Raw genomic sequence first — 13,768 nt, 5'->3', positions numbered from 1 at the left:
TATAAAACCTCTCACTAGAGAGGTTTATTTATTATTTTTGACTGAGATTAACAGCGTTTTCCATAAATGTATCAATAACAACCGTAAGAGACTGGCTGGTACCATGGCTATACTCAGGCCAAGGTAAAAAAGGATATGAAGAATACGCCATCAACATGATACTGGTTGGGCAACGCCAGTCCGTTGGAACACCTTTACTGTAATGGACAATCATAGCCGGGCGACTACAATCAATATCTCCAGCGTTTTTATCGAGTACGAAAGTAGCCAGAACGCCGGTGTCCTTCTGGGATACGAAAACAAGGCTGTCAGTAAAAATAAAGGCCATTAAGGAAGAGGCCAGGAAAGCGCCAGTAAATAAGGACTTCTTCTCTTTCCAAACGCGTCGAGCATATAACCCCATTAGCGCTACCGCTGAAACCATTCCGGACCACTGAGCACCCAAAGAAAAATCTGTTACTGTTTTAGATGTCATACTTTCATTAATAGTAATCATTGCGACAATGAATGGTGATGCAATTCCAAGTGTTGCTAGGACTATCAGCGATATTTCAGACCGGTTTTCTTTAGCGGATCCTTTACTTATTGCAGACATTGCTCTGAACATAACGAATGTACTGTTGAGCATCAGAAAACAGCATAAGAGCATGTATAACATTGGGTTTCCTCAACCTAGAAGTGATGGTTACCCTGTTATTTTACATAAATTTGACTCAACAGATGCTTTTAAAATCTCGCTTCCTTGAATTTAAAAACATATCAGCACAATTGGCAAACATAAAGGAGCAGCGTCTATCAAAAGTTACTTTTATGATTGGTTGAATACTCATTTTGAAGGCTAAAATCCAAAAAAGTGGGTACAAAAAGTTACTTTTGCGTCATCCAGATGCACTGCCGCCATTTTGCATTCTGTACGTTGGTTGCTTTCTCACTTGATGTCTCTTTTAACAGGCAAATTATCACTTTATCCGACCGGACCTTGTAGGCTGAATCCGTAGAATAAGGCTATAACCTATTCCCGGAGCATCATATGCGTAAAACTCTAATTGGCTGCATGGTTGCAACTGCCCTTGCTACTGTATCTTCGGCACATGCTCAGGTATTTAGCTACTCATTTACAGATACCAATAAGGCTGTTCGGAATATTAAGCCTGCAACACAAACATATCTTAATCCCGCTGGTGTTTTGACTCTGAACTTGATATCGGGTCTTGATCGGTACGAGCGAGTGACGGTCACACGAGACAGCGATAAAAAGGTTATGTATTCCTCCGTCTCGACCAAAACGAGCGTTGCAGATCGTATCGTTGCTGCCGATGGAACAGAATACTATGGAAAGGATATGGTTCTACCGGCGCTCGGAGAAGGGACCTTTACTGTAGTCAATGAAACTCTGGATATTCGCCAGACTGTAGTGAGCACATCTACTTATCATTTCATCGTTGATACAACTCCTCCACGCTATAAGAGTATTTATCCGAGTCAAAACGCAGGTTACGACATGGTACTTTCTGGGCCACTTTGGGAGTTGGGCCGAGGCGGTAGTGGCCAGTTTTCTATATTTGCAGACGGTATTGAGGATGCTAGTGGAATTGCCAAGATCCGTCTTGTCATTAAACGAAGTAATGGTTCTGTGGTCTCCGACAATAACCTGAGTTATGACACAGCCAATAAACGTGCGTTCTATCCGTGGATTAAAGATATGAACACCCAGGCTGGCATGCCCTCAAGTGATCTTGATGAAGAATTCACCTTCAATTTCATCGTTACGGACCTGGCAGGAAATACGCTTAACATTCCTCCCCAGCGGTTTTTATATGACGATCAAATGGGAGAATTTACGCCATTTGCAGTTCATGACTCACGTGTAAGCACCAGTGTTGTACCCGGCATTTCTTCGGGATACGTCCCGTTTAAACGAGGCCTTACAGTGCTGGAAAACCCCTACAAGTTGGTTATACGTATCCCAAGAACTAACTGGAAGCCATATCGAAATGGTGGCATGAGCATTACCAATAACTATGGCGGAGTACAGGTCCTTTCCGAAGATGCCACCTATGTCTACGTGGAAGTTAAGCTGCCACAGGGTGCCTTAGATGGAAACTACTATAGACCTGTGAATACATATCAATGGTCTGGAGGAGATCTTGGTCAGTATGCCAGCTGGCTCAACTGGGATCCTGCCTCTGTAAAGAGTCCGGCTTGGGGAAGTTCACCCATAGAACGACAAAAGGCTGATGGAACATGGTTCAACAGCGTAAACTGGAACCTGTTCAAGGCATCTGATATGCCTATAAAACTTACTAATATCCGGTTCAATGTACAGGCTAGGCCATATGATCAAAAAATCACTGGCGGAGCAACATGCAGTATTCCAGCTGGCTCAACAACCTGTACCGTCTCTTTGCCCCAGGATATTATAAATGGCACTACCGGCTATCTTCATAGTGGCTATGAAGTAAGGTCAACCACCGAAGCAACCTTCTTTGCCCCTATATGGGAGAATATAGCCTGGCATACACTGGGTCCCTCCGTCACTGGATTTGATTACATTGAAACCACCAACATTCTCCAGGTTTACGTGAATCAACCTGGAGATGGTTCATATTTCGACCATGTTTATGTAAATCGAGTTTGGTTGTCAGATAAAAACCGTAACAACGCAGAAATAAGCGTAACCGGCAAACAAACAGGTAGAAATATGGCGTCTGGGAACTACACGTATGAGTTCAACATGAAAGAGGTACCAGAAGGCAGTTATAACGTGGTAATTAATGCCCAAGATACATTCAACAATACCGGTAACCTCCCTTATCAAACTGTTGTCGTTGATAATACAGCACCATCTGTAAGTATTAGCTACGAAGGAAAACCGATCAGCAAAAACGTAACAGTATATGGGCTGGAGAACGTCCGTATACAGCTCACCGATGCTCTAACTAAACCATCCTTAAGCCGTATGACTCTTCGCGGTGGCCCTGTTTCTGATGCGGTGGAATTGTCTTGGGTGAATCTGGGAAACAACCTGTATGCACCTAATTATCCCAAGATCTTTCCGTCTCTTAATGAAGGCGAAACATACACTCTCACAGTTCAGGCCAAAGATGAGATGAACAACGTTAAAGAAAGCTCAGTCGAATTTAACTACCTTCCAAACAATCTCGTCAGGCTAGAGAATCTGAAAACCTTAGCTGTCAATGCTTCTCTCAAAACATCTGACAATACTCCTCTGGCTGTTCTGTATGCCAGCCAGCTGCGTAAAAAGGATGGTTCAATCGCTACAGGGCTTCAGGACGCAGTGCTTACTGTCCGTAAGGACGCTGCATTCGGCGTGACTGTAAATGGTGTTTCTGCGATGCCAGGTGAAAGCAAAGAGCTTCAACTGGATTTGGGGCTCGGGGACAGCCGTAGCTTTCCTATTTTCCCTGCTGTATCCGGCCTTACAGGCAGATCTGAGTTCATGATTAACATTGAAGAATTAAAATAAAGCAGGGCTGTTTTGCTGAAGCACAACGGCCGTCTTCTGATGCGCCGTAGCCCATGTTGTTGCAAATCAGTCCGACGTTCATTGCGTAAGTAACGCTTACTGCGGACCATGGTAGTGATTAGACTCACTACCATGGTCATTTCACCACATATCTTCTCTGCATTGCTCTTGTTGGGCAGACTAGTAACTCGTCACTAAATTGCAGCTTTTGTCTTGCTAAGTCGCTGGTATAACTGCACTACGAAATCGTCAAAAGATTTTATCCCTCATGTAGATCCAATAAATGATCCCAAAGGTGCCAGAGAGTACAAAGAAGATCCCGGTACGCTGTAGGCCGCATGGTTACTGGGCTGGAGCATTGTCACTGACAACAGTAGCGACATAAGTGACAACGGGAGTAACTTAAAAGACAATGGTAGAGACTATTTCGACGTTGGTAATGATTTTAAGTGACAATGGTAGTGAGGTTAGACTTAAACTTCCACTGTAAGGTAAGGTGACTCGCATTATTTAAATAAATTATTACTTTCAATTACTTGCGACACGAGTCTGCATGTATGCTTCTATTTCTCAAAAATTTATCCACCGAAAATGCCTGTGGCTGTGATTTAGCTTTGACGACAGTTTTTATCAGGGAGGCAAGTTGAGACCTGTATAAGAACTAAGCATTTATTTATCCCCATTTTCCACAAGGTAGTTCCAATAATTAGTACCTTAGTGTTCCTGATAGATCAAAAGAGATCCCCGCTGCCTCCAGGCCAGACGGCACAAGGCCTGAGACGTGATCAGTGACAACAGTAGTGATTATTTTGACATTGGTAGTGATTATTATAACGTTGGTAATGAGTTTTTTGACATCAGTAGTGATCAGAGCGACAATAGTAGTGACTTTTCATTAGATCTTTTTAACTTGATCTGATCCGTTGTTGATAAGAGTTGCAGGTCATTGTATGCAAAGAGTTTTTGCCAAGTTTTAATGAGTGGAGTCGTTTTTTTAGGTAGAACTTATGCACAGATATGGATCATCACAATGATCCATCCAGTGACATAGAGTTCGCTGGGGCTTACTATTCACCAATCTGTTTACACATTCAGTGATAACTTATTATGACTAAAGAGAAAGATACTGAGCAGCAGGACCTGGTCACCAGGGCTTTCTCTGTTAGAGAGAAAGAATCAGGTAAAGACATCATTTTGCGTCCTAACAGCAACCGTACGGTGCAGTCTATTGCTTTGATGCGGCTCGGGCTGTTCGTCCCATCACCAAAGAGTGTGGGGCGTCAAAATCGGGAATATAAAACGGTTGGCTTTGACGCAACGAAAGAGTTACAGACGCTCTCTTTAATGGAGAGCGAGGGGTTCACCAATATTTCAATTGTCGGTGAGCGTCTTGATATGTCAGTAGATTTTAAGACGTGGATGGGCATCATTCGAACCTATGCCAATCATCCGATTAACAATGACACGATAAGCTTAAAATTCACTGAATTCCTCAAGCTATGTACGCCTGAAAATTATCGCTCATCTACAGCGTCCAGAAAACGTATAGACGCCTCCTTACGCAGGTTAGCATCCGTTACCTTGTCGTTCACCAGTAATAACTCGTCCAAAGTCTATACAACGCATCTGGTACAGTCTGCCCTGTTAGACCCGGAATCAGATCAGGTTGTCCTTCAGGTTGATCCTAAGATTTTCGAGCTCTATCAATACGATCATAAGGTTTTGATGCAGCTGAAGGCAATTAAGGAGTTGGCCAAGAAGGAAAGCGCCCAGGCTCTCTATACGTTCATAGAGTCATTACCGCCAAATCCTATACCGATATCCCTTACTCGGCTGAAAAATCGTCTGAACCTCAAAACACGAGCAAATAGTCAGAATGCTACCGTGAGAAAGGCTCTTGAAGAGTTGGCATCGATAGGATACCTCCAGTACACCGAAATTAAGAAAGACGGAAAAGTATACTTCCAGATTCATAAGCGGGATCCCGATCTGAATTTGAACAATACTCAGCCTCCTTTAGAAGTGGTTGAAGATGAAGAAGAGAACTCAGGGTCTTCTGTTTTAGAAGGTGAGTTATGCCCACCAGCTGACCCGATAGACGGCGATGATGTTCTTACCGTCCATGATTTAACCGCTGAAGAACTGCGCTATATTCGTAGTCTTCGAAGCCAGAAAAAGAACAGCAACGCCAGCTAAAGTTAACCCGGCGGTTCAGGCTCCGGGTGCTAAATTACTTCTTCGATTTTCGTTAGTCCCAGCCCGCTCTTTCACGTCAACGGTAATGAGTCAAAAGTCATTACCGTTGTCATTGTTCTCTACCACCCTATGTAGATCGAGATTGCGAATTCAACGCTTTCTCCTGAGTCACCTGTTAACACCCGGTTTCTACGCTTTACTTCATTGGCCAGTACATCCAACGGAAAATATCGTAACGGGGTGACAATGGCAGTGAGTTGACCCACTCACTACCATCGACATTCAAATCCCGGCTTCTCTGGTAGCTATAGTGACAATGGTAATGATGTGTACCTTACTGGCATTGTCATTGTCCTCCGAGTGTGCGTTCAGCTTTGGGAGGACACCGGAACTTAATGCGGCGAGTCACGGCCATTGTGAATCTCGATTGGATTGGCGAATACGGCTTCCGGTTGGGCCAGATGTCAATGGTTATGCTTCATCCAGCTCATTACTGTAGTCATTGCCGTTCAGCTGAGCTGATGCTCCTCTCATTCTATGTGGCGACAACGGTAGTGAGCCCAGAAAGTGACTACCGTTGTCATGGCCGTCCAGTAGAGCGGGTCAACCTCTTAAATCACAGGGTGACAACGGTATTGAGCCCAGAAAGTCACTACCGTTGTCATGGACGTCTGGTTAAGCGGATCTACCTCTCAATTCACAGGGTGACAATGGTAGTGAGCCCAGCAAGTCACTACCGTTGTCATAGTCGTCCCGTTGAGCAGATCAACCTCTTAACTTACAGGATGACAACGGTAGTGAGCCTATTAAGTCATTACCGTTGTCATTGCCATCCAGAAGAGCGGATGATCCTCTCAATTCATACGGCGACAATGGCACTGAGCCCAGCAAGTCACTTCCGTTGTCATAGCCTTCCAGAAGAGCAGATGAGCCTCTTAATTAACAGGGTGACAACGGTAGTGAGCTCATTAAGTCATTACTATTGTCATGGCCGTACAGCTGAGCTGATCATCCTCTCAATTCACACGCCGACAATGGTAGTGAGCTATTAAAGTCACTACCATTGTCATAGACGTCCAGTTAAGTGGACCATCCTCTCAATACACACGGTGACAACGGTAGTGAGCCATTAGAATCACTACCGTTGTCATTGCTTTTCAGGTGCACTGATAAGGCTCTCAATAGACACGACGACAATGGCAGTGAGCAATTAGAGTCACTTCCGTTGTCATTGCTTTCAGCTGAGCTGATAAGGTACGTCATTTACACGATGACAATGGCAGTGAGCCAATCGAGTCACTACCGTTGTTAATGCCGACCAACCGAGGGAAGGGTCCGCTCAAAGAACTGAGTGACAACAGTAGTGAGATCATCCAATCACTACCATTGTCAGCTTAAACCTGTAGGACGAAGAGGCTTGTCCGATAAAATGACGACAATGGAAATGAGCCTATCCATCACTACCACTGTCATTAAAGTCCAGCGGTTCAACGTTAATCAGTAGCTCCGGATGACAATGGTTGTGAGTCAGGCAATTCCCAAGCATTAAGTGACAGCAGCGTAACACCTCTAAGCTCACTCCTGTTGTCAGGGGTTAGGGTATTGAGTCTCTACCGTCGTCAGTGTTTCTGAGACACCAGTATTGCAGATCACTACAATTGTCACTTAAGTATCGACGGGGGAATAGATGCAAGTGACTGGCTAACCAGTACCAGTTTAGATTCAAAACGATCCCATCTTTGTGGATGCACTTGAGTAAGCTCGTATGACGATATGTCAGAGAAGTGACAACGGGAGTGAGTTGCCGGACTCACTACCGTTGTCATCCCCGGTTGAAGGAAGAGGATCCCCGGGGCTGTATATTTACCGGGTATCCTTACTCAAGGGTTTCGACACTCACTCCCATTGTCGTAATCAACGAGTGTGCATTGTCTTTTAAAAGCATCGCTGGAAACGTACGATTAAAGTAACTTTTCTTTCGGTTCTTCCTTGCGAATCTCTGAAGACGTACTGGCTGATCGGAGTCAAGGAGGGCAGTAAAATTGAAGCCGTCAGTTTTACTGTCGGCTCCGGGTAGTTACTTCAACTCGTCGATCTGAATCATGAATTCTGAGGTGCCAACTTTCCCATTTTCGGAAGGATAAACGGGTAACAGAAGATTATCCCCCTGGCCCATATCTATTTGCACCTCAACTGACTCACCTGGAGCCGCCTGTGCCCCGTTAAATTTAATACCGAAGGCTGCATCCTTCCGCACAGTCAGCGTTGCGTTCTGGACCCCTTTAGCAATTTCTCCATTTGTCTTACGCAGAACGTTAGTGGACAGGTACGCAAGGGGTACGCCATCTGTCGTTTTGAGAGGCGAACTGACCGATAATGTGCGTAGATTATGTAACTGCACAAGGTTATTCGGTAGATAACTGAACTTCTGAGTATAGGTTTTGGTATTCGACTGACTATCGGCAACTGTTACGCTAATTGAATAATTTTCAGATGGTTCGAAATTTGGGAACAGCCTCGGATACTCAGGCATGTATGTATCTTTGCCTGCCGGTGACCACGTAAGCTCAACGTTATCAGCTGTGGGGCCACCTACGAGCTGAAGACGGGTTATCCTCGGGGTTGTCAGATTATCTGCCAGAGCGATCCTGAGGTTCTCCAGGCCGTACACTACCGTATCGTCTTTTACCGGCTTTCCGTCGAATGTTATGGCCACTGTCGGAGGAGTGTTATCCAGAGCAATTTCTCCGAAAGTTTTATTGGTCTGGTTCTGGAAGAAGTCCCTGATGTTGACCTCAACGTTGTATTTTCCTTCAGACTGACGGGATAAATCATAAGCAATCGTGTAGTTACCTGAGATACGAGATTTGATTACGCCTGTGGGTGACATCCGGGTACCGGTGTTCTTATCGGAAAGATAAAATTCCCTCAATGAGACCGAGTCGAACCAGTTACCATCGCCTTCAAGTGACGCCAGTACATCCAGCTGCTTGTTAGTCTCGTCATATGATATCGAGTTTATTACCGGCAGTTGTTTATTGTTCCAGCGTGTCATAATCCATTGCTCAGACCGCAAAATGGGATTGCTGATGCTGCGAACGAAGTAAAGGATCCTATTGTAGCCCTGGGTACCCAAGGCCATATCAAACGTCTCAGGCGCTTCACACGAGGTTTTTCCTGCCGGAATGGTGCAGGTCGCCTTACCGCCGATCTCTTGTGCAAAGGGCCGGGCTTCAACGTTAAAACGAAGTCGGGAAATTTTAATTGGCAGTCGTGATGAAGCCACACTCTCAAAATCCTTCCACTTAACCCAGTTCCCCTTATCATCGAGGAAATCTACCCAGGTACCCGCAAATGCAGGCGTTTGGTTTGCAGATGGGTTTAGAACGAGGCTGTATGACGGATAATACCCTCCCCACTGGCCAAAGTTCGCCATACGAGCCATATCCCCATTAATTGAGCCATAGGGAAGAGTCATTTCAACATAAGCATAAGTGCTGTCTACAGCTATCTCTTTGGGGGCGGAATATTGATTGATGAACTGAAGCCCACCTTCTGAATAAGCACGGTAGTTAGATTTTGGGATCCGGTAGACTAATCGAATAGGGTTTTCGTTAACGACCATACCGGCTTTGTAAGCCGGATAATTAGAAACCCCGGGTACGACGCTGGAAGACGTATTTGGATCATGAACGGCCCACAGTGTCATCTCACCCAGCGTGTTGTCGTAGCGAAATTTTTGAGTTGGCAGCGTTCGGCTATTACCTGCGTTATCGAAGATAACAACTTTTGCAGTAAAGTCTTCATCCAGGTTGCTGTCTGGTATTCCGGTTCCCTTAACTGAATTCTTAGAGTAAGTGTGGTACATCTTTTGGCCGGATACGTCATACTGCATCTGTGTAGTGCTGTAGAGGCTACCGTCCTGCCTGTAAATATATATTAGGCCCTTATCAATACCATTTGCATCACTTACGCCCGAAGAGGTGAAGTCATACTGCCCCGTTGCCTCTAATCCAAGCTTCCACACGTCACCAGCGGTAGAGCCAGAACCAGTATTAGCGGTAAGAGCATTTGCCGCTGGAGGGGTGACATCAATTAGCCAGTTATAGTTATAGGTCGCTACAGGCTTCTGATTGAGATCTAACACGTTTATCTGAACGACAAATTTGCCTTCACCCAAAGCAGGCAAAGTTACTTTTTTGCCGTAGAACTCACTACCGTCAGCAGCTGTTAGTCGGTCTGATACACCCGTCCGTGTAGTCGTAGTATTAAGAATGACAGTTCCAGTGTCTTTCGTGACTTTGACATTAACGAAACGATCAAGACCTGAAATAAGTGTCAAAGTTACCGGTGATGCCGGATTAAGCATAAGACGAGAAGACGGGGCGTGGATCTCAATACCGTTCGTGTCTTTAAAGGCCGATTCATATATCTGAGCTGGGGCCTGAACAGACATACCGAGTCCGGCTACAGCAGTAATAAAAGCGAGATGTTTCATTCTTATTCCCCTTTAGGTTTGGTGTTATTTTAAGCTTTTCCTAAAGGTCACTATGTTCGTAAAAGTATAAAAAACTTCTCCATATGGTGCTCGAAATTACAAATCTATAATTTGCCTTTCGACAAACCTTATTGTGCGTTCAGGACGGAAATCTTTCTTTTTGGAATTACATCTGACATTTCTGTGGTGTCCAAACTGGCAACGATTGCAAAACTTATAACATTAGCCTGAAACTATCGGCATCCACATATCGCATTAAGTGATGCTTTTACTTTGTGTAAAAAAGAATCAGGATAAATTAGGTATGTCAGATATAAATGCGTTAACGGACGGCATATATGAATCAAAACCTGGCGGCATTACGCCACCAGTCGAGAGGGGAGTGAACCTCAGTCAGTACGTCTACCTTCGTTCCGCAAGGCGCTTCTTGTTGTGAATTACAAACTGCCCTGGCGAGAACTGCATCATTTCACCCCTAGCAACACACGTGCCTCTTCAACGGTTTGCCAAGAAGGCATTGCTACGCCAGATTGAGTGCCGTTGCCCCTGCGCTCACCTGTGTCACATTCTACATAAAGACGCATCAGCATCGCTTCTGTTTCAGCGGCCCGGCTATTATCCATTACCAGTTCTGCTGCGCGTCGTAGCTGTTCTGGAATGTCATTCCACATTCCCGCACCACTTCTGTCTTTGTTAGTGAGCAAGTCTTCAATAGCAGATGAAGCCATGTTAAGCAGGTCAGCCGAAACTAAAGGCATCGGCGGGGCGGTATAGAGGATTCGACGTCTTCCGCGTCTGTCTGGATCGTATTTATCATAAAAAGCTTTGTTCACATCTTCCCAGTGCCACTGAAGTTGCCCGGTTGCGTCATGGTGGCAAAACTCGCACTGATAAACAGGCGCAATCGACATAACTGCCTTTCCAATACGTGCCAGTACAGCAACTTCGTCAGCTCTGAGACTCATTGCTTCGCTTGGGTTACTACCCTCGGCAAATTCCAAAATTTGTTCAATACGTTCTGGTGTGAAAGTGGTCATAGGCTTTGAAAACATATTTTTCCAGTTGTGCTTACCATATCATCAGGCATTAGGAGCGTTAGCGAATAATTAACAGGTCAGGACCAAAACTAAATCCTTCCCCCATACGGTCTTCATGACGGGAGACATATGCCTTACCGTATTTCTCCAGATCCTGTAAGCGATCTTTTGCCAGATTCCACGAGTATTCCTGGCCCCACACGGGTCCGTCACGCCCGTCAAAGCGGTCAGGTTTACAATTTGCTTTCAGAAGAGCGTAGACATGCTCCACCGTGGGTAGCTGCAAAGCACTATTAGCCTGAGAAACGGCAGTATGCGTCATTTCTGTTCACTCTTTATTGATTTAGTCAGTTAAGCCGGTCAGGTAACTTTAACCGGCTACTCGTATTAAGATTTCTTTCCGGTTGCTTGTCAGTTAGCGGCGAAGATCAATTTCAAGGCGGGCTGTTTTGACCTTTGTTCCGGACTCCCTAAATGTATCATCCGGAAGAGGCGAAATTTGTCCGCCAAGTTGTTTGACTCGCTCCCTGAGCGCTTTTGTCAGTGTGTCTTCCCGGAACAATACCCCAGCTGACAGAATGGCCTGTAAGCGACCTCGCTTAGCGAGCATTGCGATGGCATGCATGACTTGTTTAACGTCAGAGCGTTTAAGGAATGGTGGATTCATAACGATAACATCAAAAGTTTCATCGGGCTGGTACCCAAGAAAGTCGGTATGCACCAGCTCGACTCCTGTGCTAAGGACACTATCGTTCTTCACTGCAAGGAATCGCTCATCGTTCAATTCGATCCCGGTAATCAATGCATCCGGAGCCGCCAGTTTTAAGGCTTTCAGAATGCGGCCATCACCAAACTCTGGCTCCAGTACACGCTCCCCGGCAGCTGGTTCAGCGCGTAGAACCATATCTGTGACTAAATTCTCAGGTGTAGGGAAGAAATTGAACAGATCTCGTGGGATGTCAACCGAACCTGTCAGAATGATTTGCTCGATACGCTCAGCTGCATCCGCCGTAAAAATATGTGCCTGCTCTTTTCGGTTCCATTTGCCACCGGCGGCTTCGAGCACTTTGTTTGTCTTAACATAAATGCTGCGGTCGAGCTGGTCGGCCAGGAAAAGAAAGTTCCCTTCAGCACGGCAGCGAGATAAGACGTTCAGAACTTCAGTTGAGATTTGCATTAAAACTCCATTAAGAGGATTTACCCGCCTGGCGGCAGCGGGTTGGTTACTTAAACGGGACAATTCAGATTTGGCCTTGGTTAGTCGGCAGACAACAGCAGGGATGGGCTGTTATAAGAGAAGCGGTCAACGGGAGCCTTATCAAATCGCTGACCGCTTGCATCAGGGGTCAGAACGAGTCCGTTATGGGCGCAATGAATGTGGAGCAACATATCCCCGCCGGTGTTGATGTGTAAGGCAGGCACACCCTGATCGATTTCGAACATGACACCAAAACAGGGGTTACCTTCCTTGTTAACAACTTCACAGTGGATGTTATGTTGGCCGGTAACGCTGACCTGATAGGCCTGACTGTCCTCTTCTGGCAGTGTTTCCTCCTCCAGGCGCCAGTCCTGAAGTGTGAGGCTAATTTCAGGGGTGTCATGCTCTTTCTGAAGAGCCTGGATACCTTTACGGAACAGCTGCATCATTTCAGGAGTAAGGCAGTCTTCCTCAGCTCCAAAATGTTCTTTCCAGCCTTCAGGATCTGCATACATCCAGACGTTTTTAGCGAGCGAAGGTAAGGAAGCATCAGGCTCTACAAGGAGGTGAGGGATGTTCTCTTTGATTCCGAGATAACGTACCGGCTGGCCATTAAGCGGTAACCCATCCGACACTGTAACTTCTGTTCCTGGCAAGACGACGCTGTTTACCAGACCTCCACAATGTTCGGCCACCACGCGGCCTAAATCTGCCATAAACATCCGATGCTTTTCTGGTGAGTCCAGCTCACCAAGGAGTTCAGGTTTAAGCAGTAAACCGGTAATAATCTCAGTCAGTTCACGAGGAGATACTAATTTATACATTTTGTTTTCCTTTTCTGTGTTGGCTTTATATTACCAATCCAGATGCACGAGCTAATAACCTCCAGACAACTTTTTCAAAAATTATTTACTTAAAGCAGGGTGCTAATATGCGCAAGAAATGAATTTAGGAAGGACGGCTTCAAATTTAACTTTTTGGTTTTTTATTTTAGACGGACTTTAAAATAGCATCGTTGATAAAATAATAAACATGGTTTGTTTTTTTGTTTGTATTGACAATCAAATGGGTATAAATTAATTTACTTACATGGCGTATATTTAACGCCACCGCCCCGGCGGCACCGGGCATAAAAGGAAAACCATTTTGAAACCGATGCTCAAAAAAGATTTTTTTTCAGCTATTGAAAACCTTCTCAAAGCTGGCTTTCAACCTCGCTTTTACACTGTTAACAGTGGCCGAATCGGTAATGACTCCAACTTATTGATAGTGTTTTATGTTCAGATAATGCCCGATGACTTTGTCATGCAGCTCCACCGATTTTGAGAACGACAGCGACTTCCGTCCCAGCC

General features: G+C 45.3%; 9 protein-coding genes. 2 read left to right on the top strand and 7 right to left on the bottom strand.

Annotated elements, in window-relative coordinates; all coding sequences use genetic code 11:
* Positions 1 to 31: 31 nt before the first annotated feature.
* On the bottom strand, positions 32 to 658 hold the full coding sequence (locus ACOTXR_RS22445; RefSeq protein WP_000966518.1) for a hypothetical protein: 627 nt from the start codon (positions 656 to 658) through the stop codon (positions 32 to 34).
* Between the two features lie 372 nt (positions 659 to 1,030).
* Here ACOTXR_RS22445 and ACOTXR_RS22440 point away from each other — a divergent pair, with 372 nt between their 5' ends.
* Together ACOTXR_RS22440 and repHI2 are read left to right on the top strand one after the other, a co-directional pair.
* Positions 1,031 to 3,487, top strand: coding sequence for an Ig-like domain-containing protein (locus ACOTXR_RS22440; RefSeq protein WP_001232713.1), 2,457 nt, complete (start codon positions 1,031 to 1,033; stop codon positions 3,485 to 3,487).
* A 1,107-nt stretch (positions 3,488 to 4,594) separates the two neighbouring features.
* Positions 4,595 to 5,683, top strand: a complete 1,089-nt coding sequence (gene repHI2 / locus ACOTXR_RS22435) for an IncHI-type plasmid replication initiator protein RepHI2 (RefSeq protein ID WP_000159528.1) — start codon at positions 4,595 to 4,597, stop codon at positions 5,681 to 5,683.
* 2,077 nt (positions 5,684 to 7,760) lie between these two features.
* Here the strand turns inward: repHI2 and ACOTXR_RS22430 are convergent.
* The 6 genes from ACOTXR_RS22430 to ACOTXR_RS22405 all read right to left on the bottom strand — a co-directional run.
* Positions 7,761 to 10,181, bottom strand: a complete 2,421-nt coding sequence (locus ACOTXR_RS22430) for an Ig-like domain-containing protein (RefSeq protein WP_000681217.1) — start codon at positions 10,179 to 10,181, stop codon at positions 7,761 to 7,763.
* Between the two features lie 464 nt (positions 10,182 to 10,645).
* The gene (locus tag ACOTXR_RS22425; protein WP_000491820.1) at positions 10,646 to 11,233 is read right to left on the bottom strand and encodes a hypothetical protein; all 588 of its coding nucleotides are present in this window, start codon (positions 11,231 to 11,233) and stop codon (positions 10,646 to 10,648) included.
* 43 nt (positions 11,234 to 11,276) lie between these two features.
* On the bottom strand, positions 11,277 to 11,540 hold the full coding sequence (locus tag ACOTXR_RS22420; RefSeq protein ID WP_000149862.1) for a hypothetical protein: 264 nt from the start codon (positions 11,538 to 11,540) through the stop codon (positions 11,277 to 11,279).
* A 93-nt stretch (positions 11,541 to 11,633) separates the two neighbouring features.
* Entirely contained in the window at positions 11,634 to 12,395 is a 762-nt protein-coding gene (locus ACOTXR_RS22415; protein ID WP_001167418.1) for a methyltransferase, read from the bottom strand.
* Positions 12,396 to 12,475: 80 nt separating this feature from the next.
* Positions 12,476 to 13,240, bottom strand: coding sequence for a hypothetical protein (locus ACOTXR_RS22410; RefSeq protein WP_000277498.1), 765 nt, complete (start codon positions 13,238 to 13,240; stop codon positions 12,476 to 12,478).
* 436 nt (positions 13,241 to 13,676) lie between these two features.
* On the bottom strand, positions 13,677 to 13,768 hold a 92-nt coding region (locus tag ACOTXR_RS22405; protein WP_024193989.1), incomplete at its 5' end, for an IS1 family transposase.

Source organism: Enterobacter cloacae complex sp. IR53030, from assembly GCF_049238365.1.
Classification (GTDB): Bacteria; Pseudomonadota; Gammaproteobacteria; order Enterobacterales; family Enterobacteriaceae; genus Enterobacter; species Enterobacter kobei.
This window is presented reverse-complemented; position numbering and strand designations above follow the sequence as displayed.

Excerpts from the sequence above, each read along its gene's own strand:
- ACOTXR_RS22440 (WP_001232713.1), top strand. The coding sequence starts at position 1,031 with ATGCGTAAAACTCTAATTGGCTGCATGGTTGCAACTGCCCTTGCTACT.
- ACOTXR_RS22420 (WP_000149862.1), bottom strand. The coding sequence starts at position 11,540 with ATGACGCATACTGCCGTTTCTCAGGCTAATAGTGCTTTGCAGCTACCC.
- ACOTXR_RS22415 (WP_001167418.1), bottom strand. The coding sequence starts at position 12,395 with ATGCAAATCTCAACTGAAGTTCTGAACGTCTTATCTCGCTGCCGTGCT.
- ACOTXR_RS22445 (WP_000966518.1), bottom strand. The coding sequence starts at position 658 with ATGTTATACATGCTCTTATGCTGTTTTCTGATGCTCAACAGTACATTC.
- repHI2 (WP_000159528.1), top strand. The coding sequence starts at position 4,595 with ATGACTAAAGAGAAAGATACTGAGCAGCAGGACCTGGTCACCAGGGCT.
- ACOTXR_RS22430 (WP_000681217.1), bottom strand. The coding sequence starts at position 10,181 with ATGAAACATCTCGCTTTTATTACTGCTGTAGCCGGACTCGGTATGTCT.
- ACOTXR_RS22425 (WP_000491820.1), bottom strand. The coding sequence starts at position 11,233 with ATGTTTTCAAAGCCTATGACCACTTTCACACCAGAACGTATTGAACAA.
- ACOTXR_RS22410 (WP_000277498.1), bottom strand. The coding sequence starts at position 13,240 with ATGTATAAATTAGTATCTCCTCGTGAACTGACTGAGATTATTACCGGT.